Raw genomic sequence first — 24,917 nt, 5'->3', positions numbered from 1 at the left:
TCCACTTTCTATCCATAGACTCAACAAATAATGCAGCTTACCAAAATTGTGGGTAATTGAAAGTCGGCGAATTACGGGTTGTATAATCTAGCCCTCCTGTCGTTTGTGAGCAACGCACCAACGCCTCTTTACGTGGAGGCTCCTACGCTTGGAAACGGCATAGGTTCTGATAATCACATTGCTGGCAAAGTGTTAATTGTGCCGGTTGTGGCGGGCAATGTCCCTGTTGAAATTCTTCGGCTAACCGAGTTAATTGTTGGTGCCAATTGTCCCGACAATTATCCCACTGTTCTTCCTTTTTTAAGGAGCCAATGCCACTAATCCCTTGTTTTTCTTCACTAAATCCACTGCAGCTTATTTTGCCGGTTTTTAATTGCATGAATAACAAGGTATTAATTTGTTTATCCAGAAGGGCGTAGAGTAATAATTGCGGTTCCTTGGGGCGTTCTTCATTCCAGGGTTTGCTGCTGGGGAGGCTGCTTTTGTAATCGATTACCCATTTTTTATCCGCTACCTGATCGAGTCGATCAACACGTACCCGAAAATCAAGTCCAGCTAAATTAATGGTATAAGATTGCTCTAAGGCGGCAATAGTAAATGGAGAGCGTTGTTTTTCCCATTCCAAACAGGCGCAGACTAATCGTTTTAGGCGTATGTATTCGACTTCCTGGATGAAGGCTGAGAATGATTCTGGGTGTTGTTCTTTTAAAGGCGCTAAAGCGCTCTGAATCGCCTGCTCAATATGTTGTTCTAACTGGTGTTCATCTAGGTTAAATAATGCTTGTTGGCTTTCTAATGTTTGCCACAATAACTCCATTACTTTATGGATAATTTGGCCACGTTCTTTGGCATCGAGTCCATCGGTAGTTTGTGAGGCAGCTTTAGCCCGTAATCGATGTTCTGCAAAGGCTTTAAATGGGCATTTGGCCTGATTTGCCAGTATTGCTGTACCACCAGTGATGTGCTCTTCTGATTGTATAGGCACCGTGTAGTGTTCCTCAAGCGCGCTTAATTCATCACACCCTGGGGTTTGGTTACTGCTTGGCAGAAGCTCAAAATGAGGGTGATTGGTAATTAATGAGCAGGGTAAATTAGGATTATCTGCTTGCAATTTTGCGTAGCTAAATACCACCGACTCAGCACTGCTTTGCAAGCGTTTTAATGTTTGTTGCGCAAATTGCAGCTCGCGGGCTGGTAGGCTATGTGGCATAAGCAATTCACGTTGTAGTTGTGGGGGAATGAATGCCGATAAATGAACTTTTTGGGGTAAGCACTGATCGGTTAAGCCCATAACCCATAAACTATCAAATTCACAACCAGAGGCTTCCAGTAAACCGGAAATTTGCACGATGGCCGTGGTTTTTTGGGCTTGAAATATGGTGTTCTGCGTCAGTAGTTGTAGTGCTTCCAGAGCCTCTGCCTTATTAAGGCGAGCACTGAGTAAACTTAATTGCCTTAATTCATCAAAGAGGAGCGTAAAACGATTAAAGCACTGATAATTTTCAGAGTTTAATCCATAATCGCCAGGAAACCCCAACGAGTTTAAACGTTCTTGGAAGTAGTCTATCCATTCGTGTACGCTGGCTTCTTTAGGATAGGGACTGATGTGTTTTAGTAATGCCGCAAGTTTTGGGGTATTCGCTTCAAGATCGCTAATGAACGTCGTGAATGGGAGATGTTGATTTTCGAGTAAAGTCCCGTCTTGCAGATATTCTGAGCGTGCCAGAAACTCTTCTTGAGCACCCCCTAAATAAGGAGATTGTAAGAGTAAAGCTGCTTGATGATGATTAAGTAATTGAGTATCCAAATTAAGCCAACATAGAGCATGAGCTACCAGGGGAAACTCACTAAGCGTTTGTCCTAGGGATATATTAAATAATGCGGGGTCAAAATGCTGCGCTAAAGTACGTTGCAGCGTGGGTGATTTTTGCTGTAAATCAGGAACGACAACACCAATGCGTTGATTGCCTTCGTCTAGTTTGACTTGTAGCCATGCCATTAATTGTTGATATTCTTCTTGAGCATCTTGGGCTGCAAGTACCTTTGGTGCATGTGAACGCTCTTTTAAATCATAATGATATTGCATGAGCCCTTGTTGCTGTAAATGCTGTTGCAATTGTATTTGTTGTGGGGTGAAGTCATCAAAACAGACCCAAACGACGGGTTGGGAAAACAGCCTGCTTTGTGCATTGATTAAATAAGGAATAAGCTGGCATTCCGCAATTAAATTTTGCTGCATTAATTGTTTGTTAAAAAATTGCCACCATTGCTGGAATTGTCGTGTTTGTGGGGTGTAATGAAATACTGGGGTTTCTGGATCAATTTGCCATTGTTCGCAGCGCTCCCAAGCGCTGATTACTGATTGCAGTAAACCTTCGCTGTAGGTGATCTGGGCATGCGATTTAATGATGTTACGCCATAAATGTTGACATTGAGCTTTGTTTAACAGAGTTGGCGGCGATGCATGCAGGTTAATTACATTAAGTTGTTCATAAGCCTTAGTGAGGACAACACCATACGGCAAGCAGGTCGGTTTATCTAATGTATTGTGGTTATTGTGAATGAAGTAGTGATGTAACAGGGATTCACTAAGCCGATTATTGGGCGTGATCACCGTCGTTCCTTCTGCGAGTAAAGCAAAAAGATGCTTTTTATCGTTAAAAACATGCATTAATTAATCATACCTGGTTCATTTCCGATGAGTAACATGGGCTTTATGTAAGGATTTAGGCCGAGCTTGCGCTGCTACAAAGCGGGGGAGGCGCATGCTTTTTCTCTTATCCGTATGTAAGATATCGTATACTAACCAACCTCGTAAATATATGGAAGCAAATCCTGCGGCTATAGCGAGTGCTATGCCAAAAAGCACATAGCTGTATGCGAGTACAACTAAATAAGCATACACCAAATCCTGGAAATTTTTTATTGAAAATAAAGTGGTACCTGACTCATCCATGCAGAGTATTAAACCAAGGGCAAAAAATGGTAATGATGCAATAACCATTGTAAACCCGATTAAAAACGTTTTCAGCATGAATGGTTTGGGACAATGAACAATGCTTTTACCACATAATGCGCCTGTTGCAGAAGCCACAATCATTCCGAGCAAGATGGCTTGATAAAGCGGTATTGCTTCTTCGATGCCAATAAGAGTCAAGAATGCATCGATAAGAATGGTTCCTACCACCGATAACAATCCATAGTAGATAGCACCCAATAATCGGGGATTGGAAAAAAGAAGTGCTGGATCATGCCTTTTCATGTTTGGCTCCCTATTCGCGCCTATATGTATAATTTTAGTACATAACTGGGGCGTTAGAGGATTTTTCACTCTAATACAGCTGTAAATATCGGCGAAAATGCTGCTAAAAAATAAAACTATATCAAAATAACTAACCCGTATATTATATACTTACTAATAAATAACCCTAGATAATTACTCATGCAAAGATTTGGAAGCTTTTTTTTAAAATTATGTGGTTGGAAAATTGTTGGTACACTGCCAAAAGATAAAAAATACCTGGTTATTGTTGCCCCTCATACGAGTAATTGGGATTTCCTGGTTGGTTTATTTTCCCGTTTTTCATTAGGGGTGAAAATTAATTTTATCGCTAAAAAACAATTATTCTTTTTTCCTCTTGGGCTTTTCTTAAGAGCAGTAGGTGGTGCACCGGTTGATCGCTCTAAAAAAAATAATAATGTCGAAAAAGTTGTTGAATTATGTCATGCAAGCGATGAGTTTAGGCTGGCTATTACACCTGAAGGAACGCGTGGACCGGTAACGCGTTGGAAAGAGGGGTTCTACCATATTGCCCGTAAAGCGGAACTGCCGTTAGTTTTGGTTGGTCTGGATTATGCATCGAAAGAAATTCGTATTCGCGAGGCCTATTGGCCTTCGGGCGACATCAACAAGGATTTTCCACAAATTCTTGATTATTATAGAGAAATAAAAGGTCGTCATCCTAAAAAAATTCCTGAGTATAGTTCGTCTAAGAAAGATTAAACATCATTGATGCAGGACGTGTTTTTTATAAAAAATAAGGTATCGTTCACTTTTTAGGTAAAAGAACAGCTTAAGTTTTCCGAAGTTTTTGAGGGAAATTGCAGCGCTGGATTACCTCGTTTTGTACGTAAACTCAGGGATTAGATGACGTGAATAAAAGATTGGTCTTTATTTCAACCCTATTGATGTCCATCAATTGCAATGCCACCGATCTTATAAATGTTTTTCAACAAGCATTAAGCAATGATAATTTATATCAACAAGCGGTGCTTAATGCTTTATCGCATAAAGAAGACGTGGCGATTAATCGGGCGTATTTATTACCTAATGCGCAATTTGATGCACAGCCATTATTGGATCAACAATCGAATTCTGGTGCGATTGTGCCTGAGATTGAACCGCCCAATAACACCGTTCATAGTTATGAAATGCGCTTAAGCCTCTCTCAACCGATATTTAATTTTGCTGTTTTTTCACGCTATCAGGCATCTAAAGTAACCGCCAGAGCAGCCTTGGCGCGTTTGAATGCTGATTTACAAGATTTAATGATTCGTGTCACCGAAGCGTATTTTAATGTGCTGCGCAGTGAGAAAAAATTATCTTATTTACACGTGAATAAGAAGGCTTTGGCGCGGCAATTGTATGATGTTCAGCAAAAATATAAGGCGGGTAAAACAACCAAGAGTTATGTTTATGTTGCTAAATCCTCATACAGTGCCGCCGAATCCGATTTGATTTCCGCCGAAACGCAACTGGCTGCAGATAAAGAATATTTAACTGAATTAACTGCGACCGATTATCCTTCACTTGCGGAACTAAATAATAAAATCCCTTTGATTTCTCCGCAACCTTCAAATGCTGATAAGTGGGTCCAAAAGGCATTGCAAGGGAATTGGATTGTCAAAGCCAATCAATTAAAACTGCAAGCAGCTCGTGAAAAAATAAAACAAAGTTATGCCGATCATCTGCCTACCGTAAATGCGAAATTATTGTACGATGACAATTCATTCCATTACACGCAAAGCAGTCTTATTATTGCTGCCGGGTCAAGCAGACTGCGTAATGCGGCGGCCATGCTTAATGTCAATGTACCTCTTTTTTCCGGAGGGTTGGTCGTCGCGTCCACCCGCAAAGCGCAATATAATTTCCGCATAGCCCAACAGAAATTAGAGCACTCATTACGTAAAGTGACCTACCATGTCCGTGATAGTTATCGGCATGTTGTCGCGAATATAAAAAAGATTCAATACCAACATGACGCGATTCAATCGGCACAAAGTTCTCTTGATGGTTTAAAGGATCGTTATGCTACTGGGGCTGGGAGTTTAACCGATGTATTGACGGAACAAACGAAATTATTAGAAGCGCAAATGCAGTATGAGTCAGCACGTTATGACTACATCATGAATTTATTACGGCTTAAAAAGGAAGCAGGGACTTTAAGTACGCACGATTTATTAGCGGTGAATCGTTGGTTGCATAAGGCGGGTAAGGACAGGGCATAAACAGAGCTGCAGTAGTTTGCTGCTAATCCAAGGTTTTACGATAAAACCGATAACTAATAGTAATAAGCACGACAAAAAATACCAGCATAGGCCATATATTGGGCAAAATATCCCAAAAACCAGAAGCCTTTAACATGACATCACTGCTGATTTTAAGAAAATAAGTGCTGGGAAATAAATCACTGAGCCATTGTGCCCAGGTAGGCATTGAATCACGGGGAAATAAAAATCCTGAAAATAAGATGGCGGGCAAAGAATACGTTCCTGCGATTTGTGCTGCTTGGAATTGCGTTTTTGCAATACATGAAGTAGCAATACCAAAAGACAAATTAGCGATAATGAACGGGAAGGCGGCAAGCGATAATAAAAGCACGCTCCCATAAAAAGGAACATGGAATAACGTATGCGAAATGATAAGAATAGCAAAAAATAAGATATATCCTAAAAAGATATTGGGCAGTAATTTGCCAATAATTACTTCCAATGGATTAATCGGGGTAATTAATAACATTTCCATAGTCCCACTTTCATATTCACCACTAATAGAAATAGCCATAAGCAGAGCAAGCGAAACGGTTAAAATAGTTGCTAATAAGCCAGGAAGGGTATGATATTGGGCTTGAACAGCCGGGTTATACTTTGCATGGGTGTCGATTACAAAACTATTATCCTTTGCTGACAGGTATTTTAATGGACCTTGGGCAATACCATCCAACGCTCGAGTAGCAACAACGGAGGTGGCATGAAAGGCATTATTAACAATTACCGGATCGCTGGCATCGCCTTCTAAAAGAATATGAGGGGATTCATTTCTCACTAAGTCGCGGCTAAAATTTGCAGGGATATGAATGATGAATTTGACCTCACCTCGTTGCATAGCGCGTTCGGCAGCCTTCTCATCTTGCGTAATGTCTTTAATGGCAAAATAGTCTGTATTGCGAAATGATTGGATAATGCTGTCAGTAAACTGGGAATGGTCTTTGGCGACAACCAGCGTAGGAATATGCTTGGCGTCATTATTAATGATGAGGCCAAATAACAGCGCTTGCAGAAAAGGGGAAACAAGAACAAAGATATAAGTGCGATAATCGCGTCGTATGACGGTTAATTCCTTCTTGAACATACCCCATAAACGTAGTGATCGATAGTGTGTAAAGCGCATGTTCTAGTTCGTCCTTGATTGATTTTTAGTCATCCATACAAATACATCATCCAAAAATGGTTCAATAATTTTCCACGTAAAATGGGGATTACTTTGATAAGGCTCAATGGCTTTATTAAGGACCTCATGATCTTTGCCGCTTACATGAAGCGAATCACGTAGGATAATTACTTGCTCAATCCCGGACGTTGCTTCGAGTTGTTTGGCCAACAATAAGATGTTTTTTCCTTGAACTTTCCAAGTGAGTAAATTGATGTTGTGAATAATTTCTTTGATATTGCCACTTAGCAGTAAATGACCATCGGAAATATACGAAATACGATGGCAGCGTTCAATTTCATCCATATTATGTGAGCTCAGGAGAATCGTCATCCCTTCCGCGGACAAATCACGCATAATTTCCCAGAAATCCATGCGCGATTCGGCATCAACACTTGCAGTTGGCTCATCAAGTAGCAATAAAAAGGGTTGATGAATCAAGGCACAAGCCAGGGCTAAACGTTGTTTCCATCCGCCAGACAATCCACCTGCAAGGTGATTTTTTCTGGCGCTAAGTCCAAGATTAGTCATAATTTGTTTGGTCGCTCGTTCGCGCTCTAATACGCCATAGAGTTCTGCCATAAATAAGATGTTTTCATAAACTGTTAATTGTTTGTATAGGCTAAAGAATTGAGGAATATAACCCACATGTTTTCGAATGGTTTTTGATTGGGTTAAAATGTTATACCCAAGACAAGTTCCTGAGCCGGAATCAGGTGTTAATAAGCCACAAAGCATGCGAATAGTTGTTGTTTTTCCAGAGCCATTGGGTCCTAAAAAACCATAGATTTCACCTGGTTTTACCTGTAAATCAACACCAACAACAGCCGCATTACCTTTAAAATTTTTGCTTAGGTTTTTAACATTTATAATTAAATTACTGTTGTCCATATTGCCCTGATGTCTCGCTATTATCAGTGTCAAGCCTTACTGTAACTGGTTGGCCTGGATGTATTTTCAAATAGGCATCGCTTGCTATAGGGCGTGCTTCAACACGAAATACTAATCGTTGCCGTTCTGTTTCACTAAAAATAACCGGGGGGGTGTATTCTTCTTTGGGTGAGATGTAAGTGATTTTGGCTTTAATTGGTTGTTGGGCGCCATCTAAAAGTATCGTGATTTCTTCATTTAATTTTAAGGTGCTTAAGTGTTGCTCTGGTATAAAGAAAATAATTTTTATGGCGTCCGCTGCTAATAAGGCCAGAATGGGTTTTCCTTCCTCTATTTTTTCATAAGCTGAGTAGTAGGTATCAAATACTAAGGCATCTATCGGTGAGGTAACGGTTTTTTGTTGGGAGATCCAAACTGCTTTGCTTTGGTTCGCTTGTTCGGCACGTAAATTGGCTTGGGCTGCGTTTCTACTGGCTTCAGCCGAACGAAAATTGCCCATACTTTGTTCTAACTCTTCTTTTGAAATTACATCTTTTTTGAACAAAATCAGATTTCGTTCATGCTCTTCTTTTAGTACGTTGTAATCTGCTTCATGCTTATTTTGCTCATCAATTGCTTGTTGCACCCGTGCATTTGCAGCTTGTAGCTCCGCATTTTCAGGGTAGGGTTCTAGTGTAAATAATGCCTGTCCTTGTTTTACGGAATCTCCTGGACTTACGCTGATTTTTTTTAATATTCCAGTATCGTAAGCTGAAATGTAGGTAAATTTACCTTGAACATAACCGGGAAATGAGGCTTCTTTTTTTGTTTTGCAATTCGAAAGTAGGGAACAAATACTTAGAATTACTAATAGAATGGTGTATCTATTCGTTGTTTTCACGAGGAGTTTTCCCTTTCCAATAATGAACTATCTTCCTAACCAGTTTTTTAAAAATCGGGATTGGTCTTGGGTTTATCTGACCTGTTAGTATATCAAGATCGTATAAACCTAATTTTTTTAATTTTATCTTAACTAAATGTACTTCATCGGCATTTAATTCATTGAATTCATTTTTTAAAATATCTACTAAGCTATTTTTAGCATTAATTTGCTTAAAGATCATCTGTTCCTGAGGTGAAATATTTAGTTCCGTTTTTTCGGGGAGCAAGAATACCTTATCTTGAGGTTCCTTTTCTTTAGTTTCAGGGCATTTTTTTATTAAGGTAGGCGGTTCCTGATATTTTGTTAACGAAGAAGCAAGGAGTGGATTTTCGTGAATAATATATTGTAATAAAAATTTTTCACTGGTCTTTTTAAGCGCTGGGTAGGCTGTGCCATGTTCGGTTAAGAAATGATAAAAATTAAATAAATCAATATGTAGTAAGATCATGGGTGATAAGGCCGTAACCGTAGAACTTCGCATACCGTGCTGGCTGAAATAGCCGGCTTCTCCCAAGCCAATAGCCTGTTCTGAGCCTAAGTTGACAATATGTTTGGGATTTGTTTTTTGAATCCTTTTTAACGATTTAGTAACAGCTGCTGTTCCCGCAACAATTAGAAAAAATCCATCAAAATAATCGCCTTCTCGAACAATAACCTCATTAGTTTGCACATGAACCTCTTCCATCAATAAGGCCAATTGATTTATTGACGCGGGACTCAATAAGCAAAAAATTGAGTATTTAGCAATTTTTTGTATGCGCTCTTCGAGAGAGATTTGTGGTTGGCGTTGTATTTCTACATCAATACGTTTCATTTGGCATACCAATCCAGATATAGCTTCTTCCATGAAACGTTTAATTAAGTCATGAAATTAAGTATAGGATAAGATAGTTCACTTTGCAGATTATTGGGCTGAAAAAAGCATATTCATCCTGCCCTAAGGCTGCAGGATGAATCAATTAATGATGGGATTTCTATTTTTTCAAAACAGCTTTACCAGCATAAGGCAATGAGGCCAGCTCATTAATGCGCAGCAATTGGTTGTATTTGGCAATTCGATCGGTACGGCATAAAGAGCCCGTTTTGATTTGACCACAGCCTGTGGCCACCGCCAGATCGGCAATAAAGGTATCTTCTGTTTCTCCTGAGCGATGCGACATGACACAACGATAGCCATTTTGGTGCGCCAGTTTCATCGTTTGTCGGGTTTCGCTTAAGGTACCAATTTGATTGACTTTAATCAGGATGGCGTTGGCAATTCTTTGGTCAATACCTTCTTGGAGGATTTTGGGATTGGTGACAAATACATCATCGCCAACTAATTGAATTTTTTCACCTAGTTGTATGGTTAGCTGTTTCCATCCGGCCCAATCTTTTTCATCCAGGCCATCTTCAATACTGACAATAGGATAACTGGAAACGAGATCGGCGTAATAATCAATAAGCTGTATGGCGGTGAATGTTTGTTGTTCAGAGTCCATATGATAAACGCCTTGCTTATATAATTCTGAGGCAGCCACATCAAGAGATAGGACGATTTCATCACCTAACTTAAAGCCTGCAGTGTTAATGGCTTCACAAAGCATATCCAGCGCTTGGTGGTTGGATTTTATATTCGGTGCAAAACCGCCTTCATCACCAACAGCGGTGTTTAATCCTTGTTTTTTTAATACGGATTTCAAGACATGAAAAATCTCGGCGCCCATTTGCAGTGCAGTTGGGAAATCAGGAGCACCAGCAGGCATAATCATAAACTCTTGGATATCTACATTATTATCCGCATGAGCACCACCATTTAATACATTCATCATGGGGACTGGCATGCTCATTGTTTCACCTTGATTTAATGAGGCATACAAGGGTAGGTTGTGTGCATTTGCGCGTGCTCTTGCCGCAGCAAGTGATACGGCAAGAATGGCATTAGCACCTAAATTTGATTTATTTTCGGTGCCATCTAGTGAGCATAAGGCATGGTCTAGAGCTTCTTGATCGTCAACAGAAAAATTCTTTAAAGCTTGATTGATTTCATTATTTATATGAGCAACCGCTTTTTGTACCCCTTTACCTTTATACCGCTTAGGATCATTATCGCGTAGTTCACAGGCTTCACGACTTCCTGTTGAGGCCCCAGAAGGGACACTGGCTCTTCCTATAATGCCATTATTTAAAATAACATCGGCTTCAACTGTTGGATTACCACGAGAGTCGATAATTTCGCGTGCTTGAATTTTAGTTATTTGCATGGTGATTCCTGGTTACGATTAAAATTGTTGACCCTGGGGCCGGCGTAAAGGCTACAACAGTTCTTTAAAGCAGGGTTATTAGCAACAGCTCTCCTTAGAATTGTACCACTCCTAAGTTTACCAGCGCTGCAGTCAAGGGCAGCAGTGGAAGCCCTAGAATAGTATCCTCACAGCCATTTACTTCTTTAAATAACCATTTACCTTGCGTTTCATATTGATAAGCACCGCAGCTTTGGTAAGGGGTTTCGCTTAGTAAATAAGCCTCAATGCTTTGTTTACTTAGATGGCGCAGGGTGACATTGGCTATTTCATGATGTTGCCACAGTAGTTCATTATTTTGAGCAATGCAAAGACAGGCAATTTGTTGATGTTGTTGACCGCTCAATAAACTTAACTGCGCAATAGCTGTTTGATGATTTAATGGTTTATTTAGCAATGTTTGGCCGATAAGGCAAATTTGATCTGCGGCAATAATAAATTGTTCTGGATATCGTTGGCTGACCTCCAATGCTTTACTTGCAGCCAATGCATAACCTAAATCAATTTTATTGTTGGAATGAAATGACTCTTTAACTGCTTCTTCATCACAAGTAGATGGCACAACCGAAAATTCCAGGCCAAGTGATTGCAATAATTTACGTCTTATTGCAGAGCCTGAAGCAAGAATGATTGGTTGTTGATGGAGAAATTTAGACATAAATAGCGACCATTGCCATGAGTGTAAAGCCAATAATTACAAAACTGAAGTCGCGTAAATTACAACAACGCTCGACCATAACACAGCGTTCTAAACCATGCAGTGTCCCTAAATAAAGGAAAGTTCCTGCTGAAGCCGCCATTAAAATAGGATCAAAAATAGAATTGGTTTCCACTCCATGGCCAAAATACCAACCAAAATAAATACCTAGTGGGGTCATAAAGCTAAATAAAATAAAGAAAATCAAATTGTGGTTCATGCTCATCGAGCTCTTATTTAATTGCACGGCAATCGCAAAACTTTCTGCCCATTTGTGGGTAATAATTGCCAAAAACAACATAATAATGACAGAGTTGTGATGTGCTAATCCTAAGGCGGCGCCCAGCATTACCGAATGCACCGAGAGCATGCCCCAGGCCAATAATGCAAAAGCTGGATGTTCTGCATTGTGGTGATGATAAAGTTCTTTGCCTAAGTGTTCAAACCAGAGAAAAATTAGAAATACGGCTCCAGTAATAATGAAGGCAAAGGGATAGTTGTACCCCATTGTTTTAAAAAGAGAATTTGCTTCAGGCAACATATGGAGCAATGCAGCGCCTAAAAAAACGCCGGTAGCCAGGGTTTCTCCGACTGGGAAATCAATATGCTTATCGTCTTTAATGCGTTTTCTAAAAGGATACCAGCCAGCAAGCAAAATCACGATAAAAATTGAAAGTGCAAAAAGTATTTTTAAACTGGTAGCTGAGACCATGAATGATGCCTATCTTTAAATCAGAAGTTTTGGGGCGATAGTTTACCTAAAAAAGTAGTTTAAACTACTGCAAGTCATGGGGCTGGGTTTGGACGCATGGCTTCATGCAAGCTAAATAAGCGTATTTCTTCAATATCTGTTTGCAGTTTTAAGGCTAAAATAACTTGATTATGCAACTCTTGCCATTGCGTAAATTGTTCATTACAGGCTATATCAATGCTTATTTTGCCATCAAGGTAATGTACATTCCAAAATAAAATCTGTGGGAAATTAAGGTGCACTTCAGTTAGCAATTGTTGGGCGATTACGTCTCTACTTGGGAGATGGAGTGAGGGGCTACATACTTCATCATCCTCGGGGTCGACATGCACAATAACGTCTTTAACACTATCAATTTGCTCAACTAGTGCGCGGTCTACATGTTGGGCTATGTAATGTCCTTCAGAAACCGATATTTTTGGTGATACCAGAATATGCACATCAACTAATACATCCTCGCCCATGAAGCGGCTGCGTAATTGATGGATTTTTTTTACCCCATCTACATTTTGAATCACGTGTTCAATTTGTGCTAATAGGGTAGGGCTAACGGCAGTATCTACTAATTCTTTAATACTATTCCAGCCATAACTCCATCCCATTTTAACGATCATCATGGCGACAATAATTGCCGCTACGGTATCCAGATAAGCATACCCGGCTAAACTTCCGATTAACCCCAGGAAGACTACCAGTGAAGAGGCGGCATCGGAGCGGTGATGCCAGGCGTTCGCAGTAATTAATTTGGAGTTAATGCTTTTTCCTATATGCAAGGTATAGTGAAATAAAAGTTCATTACTGACGATGGAAATACAGATTACCGGGAGTGACAACCATTGTGGCATCGTATACGTCGTATGGATTAATTCATATATAGAATCCCAGGCAATGCCAAATCCAGCCAGAATAAGTAATAAGGATAATAAGAAGGTGGCTGCGGTTTCAATACGTTGGTGCCCATAAGGATGGGTGTCATCTGCATCAATACTGCCGTATTTGGATGCGAGTAAAACCATACCATCCGTAATTAGATCGGCAAACGAATGCAGTCCATCGGCAACCAAGGCATGAGAGTGAAATAAAAAACCACCAACTAATTTAATCACGCCAAGAAGTGCGTTTGAAACAGCCCCGATTAGGGTTACCTTTTTAGCTTGCCAGTATCTGTCGTGTTGAGTCATGGTGATGTTGAGTTTTCTATTTAGGCTTATTTAATCATGGTTAGCGATTATTTTATATCAAAATTTAGAGAAGTAGTCATCTAGGCGTACGTTCTAAAATAGGGAGAAACAAGCTGAATATACATGATGTTTTACATCCTATGCACAGGGTTATCCACAGAAATTGTGGATAAATATTTTTAATATGCAGGAGCGGGTAAATAGGGGTTTACCCTTGTAAATTAAGGGGTTTCCAGTTTTTCTGGTAAAGAATGTATTTTTTGTTATTAGAATTGCTGCTTAGAGATATCCACAGAGGACTTTTGCATGCGGCAAGAACGCAGGGCGGGTATGATAACAAAGAAAAAAAATAAAAAACAGTCTTGACTTGGAATATTTGTAAAATATTTTATCCTTGTAAAAATTGTTCGAAATTACCAAGCCAACGTTGTGTAATCATTCGCGCAGTTTCTGGTGATTCTTGTACCAGTTTTTTAGCAATGGGGGGTAAACGCGCTAATAAGGCCTGATCTCGTTGTAGGTTAGCTACTTTAAATTGTCTGTATCCTGTTTGCCGTGTGCCTAAAACCTCACCTGCGCCTCTTAACTCCATATCCTTTTCGGCGATAATGAATCCATCATTAGTTGCACGCATTATTTTTAAACGTTCAGCACCTTGCTGGGAAAGGGGCGATTGGTAAAGTAAAATACAGTGGGATTGCATACTTCCTCGTCCTACGCGGCCGCGCAATTGATGGAGCTGTGATAAACCCAAACGTTCGGCATTTTCAATAATCATTAAGCTGGCGTTGGGGACATCAACGCCCACTTCAATGACTGTTGTTGCTACTAATAAGTTTATTTCTCCCGATTTGAATGCTGCCATGGTTGCTTCTTTCTCTAAGGCTTTCATGCGTCCATGTACCAGACCTATGCGTGCGTTAGGGAGATGGGCCTTCAGGGTTTCTGCTGTTGCCGTAGCCGCCATGCATTGTAGTTTTTCAGACTCTTCAATAAGGGTACATACCCAGTAAATTTGCCGTCCATCTGCAATGGCGACTTGCAAGCGTTCGATGACGGCTTCACGTTTACTTTGCCCCAATACCGCAGTAGCGATGGGCATACGTCCTGGCGGTAACTCATCAATAATCGAAATATCCAAATGGGCAAAATGAGCCATCGATAAAGTTCTGGGAATTGGCGTTGCGGTCATTAATAATTGGTGCGGGATGAGTTGCTCAAGTTGTCCTTTTTGTTGCAACAGCAAGCGTTGCTCGACGCCAAAACGATGTTGCTCATCAATAATCACTAATCCTAAACGCGCAAAGATGACCTCTTCCTGAAATAAAGCGTGGGTACCTATAATCAGTTGGCAGCTTCCATCTGCAAGTGCTGCAAAGGAGGCACGACGCGCGCTAATTTTCATTTTTCCGCTAAGTCTTAATATTTTGATGCCCAAGGGGGTTAAGCCAATTGGTCAAGTTATAGGCATGTTGTTCGCTTAATAAATCAGTAGGTGCCATAAACGCAACTTGCTGCCCATTGGCAATTGCTTGGAGTGCCGCCAGGGCGGCAATAATGGTTTTTCCTGCACCTACATCGCCTTGAACCAGACGTAACATGGGTTTTGTTTGCATTAAATCGTGGCTGATTTCCTGGGCGACTCGTTGCTGTGCCATAGTTAATGTAAAGGGTAACGAGCTGATAAAGCGTTGGTTTAATGTGGCGTCAATCTGTAAGCGCGGGGCATGCAGTGTACTGCGTGATTGTCTGGCAAATTGCATACTCAGGCGCTGGGCTAATAACTCATCAAAAACCAAACGTTGCAGTGCGGGGTGTTGTCCGTCTTCAAGCGTTTGAATCGAAATGTCTGGCGGTGGGGTATGCAGTAATCTAATGGCATTGGCCAGATGAACAAAATGATGAGTGTGTAGCTGTTGTTCATTCATCCATTCTAAGCGTTGCAATTCATGTTCACCGTATTTTAAGGCAAGCTGGACGATTTGCCTTAATCGTGTTTGGGTTAATCCGTGAGTACTTGGGTAAATAGGTGTTAAGGTTTCATTGACACTACACTCCTCACCTTCGGCAAGTAATTGATATTCAGGGTGGGTCATCGTCAATTGATTGTTAAATTCACGTACCTCACCAAAGGCGTGAATCATTGCGCAATTTTTTAAGGCATTAATTTGTTGTTTGTTAAAATGAAAAAACTGCAGCTTGATAATGCCGGTTTTATCTTCAATATAACAGGTTAATATGGCGCGTTTTCCGGGTCTGACCTCTGTTTTGCATATTTGCCCGGCAATAACCGCCCAGTCATTGGGACGCAAATCCTGAATCGGGGTAATGCGGGTGCGGTCTTGATAACGATAAGGTAAATGAAAGAGTAAATCTTGCACGGTATGAATACCGCATTTAGCCAGTTTTGCTGCCAGTGTTGGCCCGACACCAGTTAAGGCATCACAGGAGTTTGATAGCACAATATTATTTATCGTGAAAAAATTTGATGGTGCAGTGTAACCTGAATTTAGAGTTTATGACATAGCCCTTGTCTTAGATATTTGCCTTGCTATTAAGACCTTTTCAATTGGCACGAAAAAGAGCATAATAACCTCATTTTTTTGATGGAAAATGAGTCGCATGAAACATACTGTAGAGCAACTTTTAAGACAGGCATTAACCACTTTACAAAAATCAGGGGATGTACCTGCAGATCTGGATATTGAGATCAAAGTGGATCGCGCAAAAGACTCTGCTCACGGTGATTATGCCAGTAACCTGGCTTTGATTTTAGCCAAACCTTGTCGTCAGGCGCCGCGTAAAATTGCCGAGCTTTTAGTTCAAGCCTTACCTGATGCTGCTTTTGTAGAAAAAGTAGAAATTGCTGGTGCTGGATTTATTAATTTTTTTCTGCGCAGCGATGCGCGATCGCAAATTATCGCGGAAATTTTGCATAAAGAGGAACAATTTGGGCGCAGTACTCTTGGTCAAAATCAAAAAGTTTTAGTTGAATTTGTTTCTGCTAATCCAACGGGGCCTTTACATGTAGGGCATGGGCGCAGTGCCGCTTTTGGTGCTACTTTATGTAATGTTTTAAAAGCTGCTGGCTATGATGTTACTTCTGAGTATTATGTGAACGATGCCGGACGGCAAATGAATATTTTGGCCGCTAGTGTTTGGCTGCGTTATTTAGAATTAGCTGCTGAGCCAGTTGTTATTCCTGCAAATGCATACAAAGGTGAGTATGTTATTGAAATCGCGCAGGTGCTATGGACACAGCATGGCAAGCAATTTGTTCATCCTTGGGCCGAGATTCTTAATGGTATGCCCGCTGATGAGCCGCAAGGTGGTGATAAAGAAATTTATATTGATGCAATGATCGAGCGCGCAAATGTCTTATTAGGACAAGACGCTTTTGCCTTGTTTCATCAGCATGCTTTAACTACGGTTTTAGATGACATTAAAGATGATTTGACTGAATTTGGCGTGCATTACGACAATTGGTTCTCAGAGTACTCTTTATTTCAGGATGGCTCCATTGAAAAAGGGATTCAAGCCCTTAAAGATGCGGGACACACCTATGAACAAGAAGGGGCTCTTTGGTTTAAAGCCACTGATTTTGGTGATGAAAAAGATCGGGTGTTAGTGCGAGCGAATGGGCAAAAGACTTATTTTGCTTCGGATGTTGCTTATCATTGGAATAAATATGATCGTGGTTTTGATCGGGTTATTGACATTTTTGGTGCGGATCATCACGGTTATGTGACGCGTTTACGTTCAGCGGTTACAGCCTTGGGGCATGATGAGCGTGCATTGACGGTACTTTTAGTGCAATTTGCCATTTTGTATCGCGGCGGTGATCGAGTGCAAATGTCAACCCGCAGTGGTTCGTTTGTGACCTTAAGAGAGTTGCGTCAAGAGGTGGGTAATGATGCCGCACGTTTCTTTTATGTTGCTCGTAAATCAGAACAACATATGGATTTTGATTTGGATTTAGCAAAATCTGAATCCAGCGATAACCCGGTTTATTACCTCCAATATGCGCATGCGCGAATATGTTCTGTGTTAAGACAATTAAAAGAGCGTGGTTTACTCTGGGATAAAGCAATTGGCTTAGAGAATGTGCATTTGTTAGACCAGCCACATGAAACAGCATTAATTGCTTTAATTTGTCGTTATCCTGAGGTTGTGGAATTATCTGCCAGCAGTTGTGAACCGCATCAAATAGCATATTATTTGCGTGAGTTGGCTAATGGATTACATAGCTATTATAATGCGGTGCAACTTTTATGCGAACAAGAGCAATTACGTTGTGCGCGTCTGTGTTTGTTGGCTGCAGTGCGTCAGGTATTGAGTAATGGGTTGGATTTATTGGGCGTGTCAGCTCCTGAGAGTATGTAATGGGAAGAGAATACAGTAACAGGCGGCCTTCACGCGCACGTTCACGTGCGCCGAATCAGTTTCTAGTAATTACCATTACTTTTTTACTGGGCTACTTTACGGCTACCGTTTTTGATATTGAAACCATTACGCACTGGGTTAATTCACAGGTATTAGCTCATCAAGAGGCGAATAAAGCCCCAAGTAAACCACCAGCACAACGACAGGTGGCCGTTCCTCCCAAGCCTAAGTTTGAGTTTTATACTTTGTTGACCAATGAGAAGGTTCCTAACTCTGAAAAAGCATCTACTGCACAAGCCAGTAGTACCCATACTGCAACGAATACAACGGCGGTAAACGCCGCGATGCAGACCGCAATTAATACTGCGGCCACATCAGCAGTTAAAGTGACTACGCCTCGCGTACCACAACCATCGGCTGTTAAAACTGTAGACGCGAAACCCATTGCTCCGACAGCTGGAAGAGGCGCTTATTCGGTGCAAGTTGCTTCGTTTAAAGCACGCCAGGACGCGGAGCATATGAAAGGTTTATTAACGCTTAAAGGATTTAATGTGAGTGTTGTGCCAATTAATCATGCGCATCGAGGAGTTTGGTTCCGCGTTGTTGTTGGGCCTTATGCGAATCGTACCTTAGCCCAGAAAGCACAAATAGATTTAGCAAGGAATGAACGCCTACGTGGGATGCTTACGGCGGGATAATAAATAGTAAACGGATCGTAGCCCCAATGCCATTAAGTTAAGCGCTTTGGGAAGTATAACCTATTAAACGTAGCCCGGATTACGCTGCGCTAATCAGGGCTACAAAGCTTAACTTAATGGCAGTGGATCGTAGTCTGGGATCAGCCTACTCTTTTTGATTAATCTATTAACGACGTACAATGACTTGAATAGTTCCGGCATTTTTTACCGCATGTGGTTTGCTCACGGCTACCGTAATTTGTGCTACTTTAAATTGTTGCTGAATTAACTGAGCTACTTCATTTGCTACCGTTTCAATCAATTGAAATGAATTTGCTTCCACAAAGTGGGTGACGGTTTCACATAGAGCCGCATAATCAATAGTTTTACTTAAATCATCCTCGCAGGCACTGATGTCAGTTTCTATGCTAATATCAATTAATAACTGTTGATTAATCCGTTGTTCCCAGGCATAGACCCCAATTTTTGTGCTTACATTTAGAGCCTTGATATGTAAAGTATCCAATTTTTTCTGCCGATGTTATATAGTAATGGCGCTATTTTACCTTAATTTTTATTCTTGCCTATAGCCATCAATGGGAATGAATTAAATCCATGCTAAATTATCGAGCTATTGCGATTGCTCGTTTATCGTTTAATCTTAGAGCTACCTAAGCCACGTACCACCACAATACACTTGAGGGCGATTATGTTACTATAAGTGTATTTTCATGATGTTGAGGGCTTGCATATGTATGATTTAAATCAATCTTTGTTTATCCGAGCATTAAGGCGTCAACCGGTCGAACGAACACCAATATGGATGATGCGCCAAGCGGGTCGTTATTTGCCCGAATACCGTAAGATAAGAGAACAGGCGGGTGATTTTTTAAGTCTTTGTAAGAATCCTGAACTGGCTTGTGAAGTAACCTTGCAGCCTTTACGCCGCTATGCTATGGATGCCGCGATTTTATTTTCAGATATTTTAACTATTCCTGATGCAATGGGACTTGGTTTATATTTTTCTGAAGGGGAGGGGCCTTGCTTTAACCATCCAGTGCAAGACATCCAGGCAATTAAAAATCTGCAGGTTCCTGATGTTGGCGATTCATTAGCTTATGTGATGAATGCAGTGCGTTTAATTCGTCAAGAAATGCCCGCAGAATTACCCTTAATTGGCTTTGCCGGAAGTCCTTGGACTTTAGCTTGTTATATGGTTGAAGGTCGTAGCAGTAGAGACTTTAAACGTATTTTGAAATTGATTTATACGCAACCTGAAGCCGCTCATTTGTTACTGCATAAACTCGCCTTATCAGTAGGCAATTATTTAGTAGAGCAAATCAACGCCGGCGTTGACGCAGTGATGATTTTTGATACTTGGGGCGGCGTGCTTACGCCTGCTAATTATCAAGAGTTTTCTTTGCGTTATATGCACCAGATTATTCAGTACATTAAAACCACACATCCTGATGTGCCAGTTATTTTGTTCACTAAAGGCGGTGGGCAATGGTTAGAAAAAATGTTGATTACAGGCTGTGATGCCTTGGGATTAGATTGGACTTGTGATTTAGGGGATGCTCGTCAGCGTGTTGGCGCTCAGGTGGCCTTACAAGGAAATCTAGATCCCGCGGTGCTATTAACTTCAGAACACTGCGTACGTGAGCACGTGCAAAAGGTATTGGCATCTTTTGGTCATGGTTCAGGGCATGTATTTAACTTGGGGCATGGGATTACTCCTGATGTGCCTCCTGAACATGTGGCTGCGATGGTTGAGGCAGTTCATGAATTTAGCCCTTTTTATCATCGATGATCGGTGTTGCTGTCAGGAAAAAGTCCATTCTCCCCTTGGGGAGAATGCTTCAAGTTAAGCTGTTTCGCCTTGTTTATCCTCGATCCGTTCGAGCTTCGTAAATGCCTTTTCAGCCCGAATGGGTCTGGATGGCATTTAAGCGTGTTTTTCCTTAACTAGCCCTAAATTGTCGACTCAATTGCAAAGCCATTTCAATTGATTGTTCATAGTTTAATCGTGGATCAACCAAGCTATGATAAGCTTTTTTCAGATCATTAGCAGCTAAGCCACGTGCACCACCAATACACTCAGTCACATTATCACCAGTTAATTCAAAGTGAACACCGCCAAGGTAACTGCCCATGCTACTATGAATTTCAAGTGCTTGTTGTAATTCTAAAAGAATATTGTCAAAGTGACGTGTCTTAATGCCATCAACCGTAGTTTCCGTGTTGCCATGCATCGGATCACAGGACCAGGTTACTGGGATTTTGGTTTTTTGCACCGCTTCGATTAGTGGCGGTAGCAATTTATTGATGTGTTGCGCACCCAGACGTGTGTACAGTAGTAGGCGCCCTTCTTCACGCTCCGGATTGGCAATAGTCAATACTTCTGCAAGCCATTCTGGGGTTGCACTAGGACCAATTTTTATACCTAAAGGATTTTGTACGCCACGCATGAATTCTAAATGGGCACTGTCTACTTGTGCTGTACGCATGCCAATCCAGGGGAGGTGGGTGGATAAGTTATACCACAAGCCATTTTCTGCTTGCCGTGTTAATGCTTGTTCATAATGCAAATGCAATGCTTCATGAGAAGTATAGAAATCAACTTTGGATAAGTTACTGGATTGTATGCCATCGATGGTTACTAAAAAATCTAAGGCATCAGCAATTGATTTAACCAGAGCTTGATATTCTTCTTTTTGCATTGAATGTTCGACAAAGCTCAAATCCCAGCGATGAGGATGGTTTAGATCTGCAAAACCACTGTCTAATAATGAGCGAATGAAATTTAGTGTAATGGCAGAGCAGTTATAGGCTTGTAATAATAACTTAGGATTTGGTTCTCTGGCCTTTTGCGTAAACTCAGGCGAATTAACCAGATCACCCCGATAACTTGGTAAGGTGATGCCATTAATTGTTTCAAAGTCTGAGGAGCGTGGTTTGGCATACTGTCCGGCAATACGGCCAACGCGAATAATTGGTTTGCGTAGACCATGCAGCAAGATCAAACTCATTTGCAGCAAAATTTTTAATTTATTGCTGATGATTTCCGCACGACAATCATTAAATGATTCCGCACAATCCCCACCTTGAAGAATAAAGGTTTCACCGCGTCCAGCCCGGGCAATTTCTTTTTTTAATTGTTTTATTTCACTACTGGTAACCAGTGGCGGTAATAAGCTCAATTGCTCGACAACTTTTTTTAATTGTGCTTCATCAGCATAGGTTGCAGCTTGCAAATAAGAGCGTTGGAGCCAGGAACTTGGCGACCATTTTTGCATAATAAATCCAAGTGATTTTTTTGGTGTCTAAGTATGGAATAAATGAGCAGATACTGCAATACAGAGATTTTAAAACACAGCACTTGAAATTTTAATACCTTGTCCCCATCTGCATAGTTCAGGTTAGTCAGGAGTATTTGGAATGAGCGAACACAATAAAAAAAATTGGCAGCGATTTAAAGAAGAAAACCAGGCTCAAGAAGAGCATGTTGACGAGGCAATGAATGTGGATGAGCCAGTGGTTGGCGATGAGGAAGCAACTCTTCAAGAAGAATCCTTGGAACATTCCAGTTATAAGGAATTAAGCGAACAGTTAACGCATGCCGAACAAAAAGCACATGAAAACTGGGAAAAATCAGTGCGTGCTATGGCGGAGCTCGATAATGTTCGTCGTCGGGCTGAGCGTGAAATCGCCAATGCCCATCGTTATGGCGCTGAGAAATTACTGAGCTCTTTATTACCGGTAGTGGATAGTTTAGAGCAGGCTTTACAAATGGCGGTAAAAGAAGAAGACGCGGCAATGCGTGAAGGCTTGGAATTAACGATGAAATTATTTGTCGATGTATTGCAAAAGTTTGATGTACAACAAATTGATCCTATGGGGGCGCCTTTTGATCCACAAGAGCATGAAGCCATGTCCATGCAGGATGCGCCAGGTGCCGCGCCGAATACTGTAATTGCGGTATTCCAGAAGGGATATAAATTAAATGATCGCGTGATCAGGCCTGCACGAGTGATTGTATCAAAAAAATAATTGGCATTGGGTTGAAATTAGGGCAATACGCCCCATATAAAATTCATCACACTAGAAAAACTATTAATTTGGAGCAATAAAAGAATGGCAAAAATTATAGGAATCGACTTAGGTACAACCAACTCATGTGTTGCGGTAATGGAAGGCGACAAACCTAAGGTAATTGAAAACAGTGAGGGGCATCGTACTACTCCTTCCATTGTAGCGTATACTGACGATGGTGAGATCTTAGTTGGTCAAGCTGCAAAACGCCAATCAGTAACCAATCCTGAAAAAACATTATTTGCGATTAAGCGATTAATCGGTCGCCGTTTTGATGATGCTGTCGTACAAAAAGACATTAAAATGGTTCCCTACAAAATTGTCAAAGCAGACAATGGCGATGCGTGGGTTCGAGTACAAAATAACGACAAAGCACCACCACAAATTTCAGCCGAAGTTTTACGTAAGATGAAAAAGACTGCGGAAGATTATTTAGGTGAAGAAGTGAAAGAAGCGGTAATTACTGTACCTGCTTACTTTAACGATTCACAACGTCAAGCAACTAAAGATGCAGGTCGTATTGCCGGTCTTGAAGTCAAGCGTATTATTAACGAGCCTACTGCGGCAGCGCTTGCTTATGGCATGGACAAAAAACGTGGCGATTCAGTCATTGCGGTCTATGACCTTGGTGGTGGTACGTTCGATATTTCAATTATTGAAATTGCTGAAGTTGATGGTGAGCACCAGTTCGAAGTGTTAGCGACGAATGGGGATACCTTCTTAGGTGGTGAAGACTTTGACTTAGCGTTAATTGATTACTTGGCTGCTGAATTTAAGAAAGATTCCGGCATTGATTTGCATAATGATCCATTGGCGTTACAACGTTTGAAAGAAGCTGCTGAGAAAGCGAAAATTGAATTATCTTCAGCGCAACAAACAGATGTGAATTTGCCTTATATTACTGCAGATGCTTCTGGACCAAAACACTTAAACATCAAACTGACACGGGCTAAGTTAGAATCATTAGTTGAGAAATTGGTTGAGCGTACGGTTGAGCCATGCAAAACAGCATTAAAAGACGCTGGATTGACTGTATCACAAATTAATGAAGTGATTTTGGTTGGTGGTCAAACACGGATGCCTCTAGTACAAAAAACTGTCGAAGAGTTTTTTGGTAAAGAGCCACGTAAAGACGTGAATCCCGATGAAGCTGTTGCTGTAGGCGCTGCGATTCAAGCCGCTGTATTGTCTGGTGAAGTAAAAGATATTCTTTTGCTTGACGTGACACCATTGTCTTTAGGTATTGAAACAATGGGGGGCATTATGACAAAACTTATTGAGAAAAATACCACGATTCCTACGAAAGCGAATCAAGTGTTCTCTACTGCAGATGATAACCAAACCGCTGTAACGGTGCATGTATTACAAGGTGAACGTGAGCAAGCATCAGCGAATAAATCTTTAGGTCGATTTGATTTAGGAGATATTCCTCCTGCACCACGTGGCGTACCACAAATTGAAGTGACTTTTGATATTGATGCAAATGGTATATTGAATGTTTCTGCGCGCGATAAAGCAACGGGTAAGGCACAATCTATTGTGATTAAAGCATCTAGTGGTTTGAGTGATGAAGAAGTTAATGCAATGGTAAAAGATGCGCAATCTCATGCGGAAGAGGATAAAAAGTTTAAGGAAATGGCAGAGCTTCGCAATCAGGCAGATAGCTTGATTCACAGCTGTGAAAAATCAATGAAAGATTTAGCTGCGGAACTTGCTGAAGATGAGAAAAAAGGCATTGAAACTGCGATTGTTGAATTAAAAGAAGCCATTCAAGGTACTGATAAAGCGCAAATCGACGACAAACTGAAAGTTTTAACTGAAGCTTCTTCGAAGATGGCTGAGCGTGTTTATGCGAAAAAAGCAGCTGAAGGACAAGCACAACAAGGTGGTGCACAGCAAGAGCATGCCCATGAAGCGCCAAAAGCGGATGATGGTGTTGTTGATGCTGAGTTTGAAGAAGTTAAAGACGATAAGAAGTAAGAATAAATGTACATGTAAGTTGGGTCGCATGAGACCTAATGACACTAGGAACGTTGTCCTCCCCGCGCGCAGGCGGGGATTCCTTTATGCCGAGTATATTATGCTGCTTGCTCGATGGATTCTCGCTTGTGTGCGCATAGACGTCAAGTTAAGGAGCTTAGCCATATCTACCCTCGATCCATTCGGGCGGAGGAAGCGCTTTAGCGCTGTCTCGAAGCCTTGACATGAGGCTTCGAGACAGCATAAGCCTGAACGGGTCTGAATGGCATGTATGGGCTTTTTCTCCTTAACTTGATGTCGCGGGACGGAGCTATATTGGATTGATTGAGTAGACAATATAAAGTGCGATTAG

19 protein-coding genes and 1 pseudogene are annotated in these 24,917 nt (G+C 41.1%); 7 read left to right on the top strand and 13 right to left on the bottom strand.

The genetic code is table 11. The annotated features are described in order from the left end of the window. Positions 1-142 precede the first annotated feature (142 nt). Both LDG_RS00550 and LDG_RS00545 read right to left on the bottom strand, forming a co-directional pair. Entirely contained in the window at positions 143-2,671 is a 2,529-nt protein-coding gene (locus tag LDG_RS00550; RefSeq protein WP_006869113.1) for a PD-(D/E)XK nuclease family protein, read from the bottom strand. Positions 2,672-2,689: 18 nt separating this feature from the next. Continuing rightward, positions 2,690-3,262, bottom strand: coding sequence for a hypothetical protein (locus tag LDG_RS00545; protein ID WP_006869112.1), 573 nt, complete (start codon positions 3,260-3,262; stop codon positions 2,690-2,692). Between the two features lie 180 nt (positions 3,263-3,442). Here LDG_RS00545 and LDG_RS00540 point away from each other — a divergent pair, with 180 nt between their 5' ends. Together LDG_RS00540 and LDG_RS00535 are read left to right on the top strand one after the other, a co-directional pair. Beyond that, the gene (locus tag LDG_RS00540; RefSeq protein ID WP_006869111.1) at positions 3,443-4,003 is read left to right on the top strand and encodes a 1-acyl-sn-glycerol-3-phosphate acyltransferase; all 561 of its coding nucleotides are present in this window, start codon (positions 3,443-3,445) and stop codon (positions 4,001-4,003) included. A 149-nt stretch (positions 4,004-4,152) separates the two neighbouring features. Then, entirely contained in the window at positions 4,153-5,508 is a 1,356-nt protein-coding gene (locus LDG_RS00535) for a TolC family outer membrane protein (protein WP_006869110.1), read from the top strand. A 22-nt stretch (positions 5,509-5,530) separates the two neighbouring features. Here LDG_RS00535 and LDG_RS00530 read toward each other — a convergent pair whose 3' ends face one another. The 9 genes and pseudogenes from LDG_RS00530 to recG form a co-directional block, all read right to left on the bottom strand. After that, the gene (locus tag LDG_RS00530) at positions 5,531-6,670 is read right to left on the bottom strand and encodes an ABC transporter permease (protein ID WP_006869109.1); all 1,140 of its coding nucleotides are present in this window, start codon (positions 6,668-6,670) and stop codon (positions 5,531-5,533) included. A 3-nt stretch (positions 6,671-6,673) separates the two neighbouring features. Beyond that, positions 6,674-7,600: an ABC transporter ATP-binding protein gene (locus tag LDG_RS00525; RefSeq protein ID WP_006869108.1), complete on the bottom strand. Its 927-nt coding sequence runs from the start codon at positions 7,598-7,600 to the stop codon at positions 6,674-6,676. Further along, complete coding sequence (locus LDG_RS00520; protein WP_006869107.1) at positions 7,587-8,480, bottom strand: HlyD family secretion protein; 894 nt, start codon at positions 8,478-8,480, stop codon at positions 7,587-7,589. The genes LDG_RS00525 and LDG_RS00520 overlap by 14 nt, the downstream gene beginning before the upstream one ends. Further along, positions 8,464-9,336: a cyclic nucleotide-binding domain-containing protein gene (locus LDG_RS00515; RefSeq protein WP_006869106.1), complete on the bottom strand. Its 873-nt coding sequence runs from the start codon at positions 9,334-9,336 to the stop codon at positions 8,464-8,466. The genes LDG_RS00520 and LDG_RS00515 overlap by 17 nt, the downstream gene beginning before the upstream one ends. 160 nt (positions 9,337-9,496) lie before the next feature. Continuing rightward, entirely contained in the window at positions 9,497-10,765 is a 1,269-nt protein-coding gene (gene eno, locus LDG_RS00510) for a phosphopyruvate hydratase (RefSeq protein WP_006869105.1), read from the bottom strand. Positions 10,766-10,859: 94 nt separating this feature from the next. After that, positions 10,860-11,462 (bottom strand): Maf family protein, encoded by a 603-nt coding sequence (locus LDG_RS00505; RefSeq protein WP_006869104.1) that lies wholly within the window; start codon positions 11,460-11,462, stop codon positions 10,860-10,862. Next, positions 11,455-12,213 (bottom strand): ZIP family metal transporter, encoded by a 759-nt coding sequence (locus tag LDG_RS00500; RefSeq protein ID WP_006869103.1) that lies wholly within the window; start codon positions 12,211-12,213, stop codon positions 11,455-11,457. Before LDG_RS00500 ends, LDG_RS00505 begins: the two co-directional genes overlap by 8 nt. 74 nt (positions 12,214-12,287) lie before the next feature. After that, positions 12,288-13,433: a cation diffusion facilitator family transporter gene (locus LDG_RS00495; protein WP_006869102.1), complete on the bottom strand. Its 1,146-nt coding sequence runs from the start codon at positions 13,431-13,433 to the stop codon at positions 12,288-12,290. A 388-nt stretch (positions 13,434-13,821) separates the two neighbouring features. Continuing rightward, positions 13,822-15,895: pseudogene (recG, locus tag LDG_RS20585) on the bottom strand (ATP-dependent DNA helicase RecG). 160 nt (positions 15,896-16,055) lie between these two features. Between recG and argS the strand changes: the two are divergent. Together argS and LDG_RS00480 are read left to right on the top strand one after the other, a co-directional pair. Then, positions 16,056-17,816, top strand: a complete 1,761-nt coding sequence (gene argS, locus LDG_RS00485; RefSeq protein ID WP_006869099.1) for an arginine--tRNA ligase — start codon at positions 16,056-16,058, stop codon at positions 17,814-17,816. Continuing rightward, positions 17,816-18,514, top strand: coding sequence for an SPOR domain-containing protein (locus LDG_RS00480; RefSeq protein ID WP_006869098.1), 699 nt, complete (start codon positions 17,816-17,818; stop codon positions 18,512-18,514). The genes argS and LDG_RS00480 overlap by 1 nt, the downstream gene beginning before the upstream one ends. Positions 18,515-18,680: 166 nt before the next feature. On the opposite strand, the gene folB is transcribed toward LDG_RS00480, so the two are convergent. Then, the gene (folB, locus tag LDG_RS00475) at positions 18,681-19,019 is read right to left on the bottom strand and encodes a dihydroneopterin aldolase (RefSeq protein ID WP_006869097.1); all 339 of its coding nucleotides are present in this window, start codon (positions 19,017-19,019) and stop codon (positions 18,681-18,683) included. A gap of 225 nt (positions 19,020-19,244) precedes the next feature. Between folB and hemE the strand changes: the two genes are divergently transcribed. Beyond that, a complete protein-coding gene (gene hemE, locus LDG_RS00470) occupies positions 19,245-20,303 on the top strand; it encodes a uroporphyrinogen decarboxylase (protein WP_006869096.1) in 1,059 nt (352 codons plus the stop codon). Between the two features lie 151 nt (positions 20,304-20,454). On the opposite strand, the gene LDG_RS00465 is transcribed toward hemE, so the two are convergent. Beyond that, the gene (locus tag LDG_RS00465) at positions 20,455-21,789 is read right to left on the bottom strand and encodes a 3-deoxy-7-phosphoheptulonate synthase class II (RefSeq protein ID WP_006869095.1); all 1,335 of its coding nucleotides are present in this window, start codon (positions 21,787-21,789) and stop codon (positions 20,455-20,457) included. A gap of 142 nt (positions 21,790-21,931) precedes the next feature. Here LDG_RS00465 and grpE point away from each other — a divergent pair, with 142 nt between their 5' ends. Continuing rightward, positions 21,932-22,543 carry a nucleotide exchange factor GrpE gene (gene grpE, locus LDG_RS00460; RefSeq protein WP_006869094.1) on the top strand — a complete coding sequence of 204 codons (612 nt, stop codon included), beginning with the start codon at positions 21,932-21,934 and terminating at the stop codon, positions 22,541-22,543. A gap of 84 nt (positions 22,544-22,627) precedes the next feature. Further along, the gene (gene dnaK, locus LDG_RS00455; protein ID WP_006869093.1) at positions 22,628-24,565 is read left to right on the top strand and encodes a molecular chaperone DnaK; all 1,938 of its coding nucleotides are present in this window, start codon (positions 22,628-22,630) and stop codon (positions 24,563-24,565) included. The last annotated feature ends 352 nt before the right edge of the window (positions 24,566-24,917 follow it).

Origin of the sequence: Legionella drancourtii LLAP12, from assembly GCF_000162755.2 — a bacterium.
Lineage (GTDB): Bacteria > Pseudomonadota > Gammaproteobacteria > Legionellales > Legionellaceae > Legionella > Legionella drancourtii.
Note: the sequence above shows the minus strand (reverse complement) of the source record. Positions and strands in the feature narration are given on the sequence as shown.

Excerpts from the sequence above, each read along its gene's own strand:
- dnaK (WP_006869093.1), top strand. The coding sequence starts at position 22,628 with ATGGCAAAAATTATAGGAATCGACTTAGGTACAACCAACTCATGTGTT.
- LDG_RS00515 (WP_006869106.1), bottom strand. The coding sequence starts at position 9,336 with ATGAAACGTATTGATGTAGAAATACAACGCCAACCACAAATCTCTCTC.
- LDG_RS00465 (WP_006869095.1), bottom strand. The coding sequence starts at position 21,789 with ATGCAAAAATGGTCGCCAAGTTCCTGGCTCCAACGCTCTTATTTGCAA.
- LDG_RS00495 (WP_006869102.1), bottom strand. The coding sequence starts at position 13,433 with ATGACTCAACACGACAGATACTGGCAAGCTAAAAAGGTAACCCTAATC.
- LDG_RS00540 (WP_006869111.1), top strand. The coding sequence starts at position 3,443 with ATGCAAAGATTTGGAAGCTTTTTTTTAAAATTATGTGGTTGGAAAATT.
- eno (WP_006869105.1), bottom strand. The coding sequence starts at position 10,765 with ATGCAAATAACTAAAATTCAAGCACGCGAAATTATCGACTCTCGTGGT.
- LDG_RS00480 (WP_006869098.1), top strand. The coding sequence starts at position 17,816 with ATGGGAAGAGAATACAGTAACAGGCGGCCTTCACGCGCACGTTCACGT.
- grpE (WP_006869094.1), top strand. The coding sequence starts at position 21,932 with ATGAGCGAACACAATAAAAAAAATTGGCAGCGATTTAAAGAAGAAAAC.
- LDG_RS00545 (WP_006869112.1), bottom strand. The coding sequence starts at position 3,262 with ATGAAAAGGCATGATCCAGCACTTCTTTTTTCCAATCCCCGATTATTG.
- LDG_RS00550 (WP_006869113.1), bottom strand. The coding sequence starts at position 2,671 with ATGCATGTTTTTAACGATAAAAAGCATCTTTTTGCTTTACTCGCAGAA.
- LDG_RS00530 (WP_006869109.1), bottom strand. The coding sequence starts at position 6,670 with ATGCGCTTTACACACTATCGATCACTACGTTTATGGGGTATGTTCAAG.
- hemE (WP_006869096.1), top strand. The coding sequence starts at position 19,245 with ATGTATGATTTAAATCAATCTTTGTTTATCCGAGCATTAAGGCGTCAA.
- LDG_RS00500 (WP_006869103.1), bottom strand. The coding sequence starts at position 12,213 with ATGGTCTCAGCTACCAGTTTAAAAATACTTTTTGCACTTTCAATTTTT.
- LDG_RS00505 (WP_006869104.1), bottom strand. The coding sequence starts at position 11,462 with ATGTCTAAATTTCTCCATCAACAACCAATCATTCTTGCTTCAGGCTCT.
- LDG_RS00525 (WP_006869108.1), bottom strand. The coding sequence starts at position 7,600 with ATGGACAACAGTAATTTAATTATAAATGTTAAAAACCTAAGCAAAAAT.
- argS (WP_006869099.1), top strand. The coding sequence starts at position 16,056 with ATGAAACATACTGTAGAGCAACTTTTAAGACAGGCATTAACCACTTTA.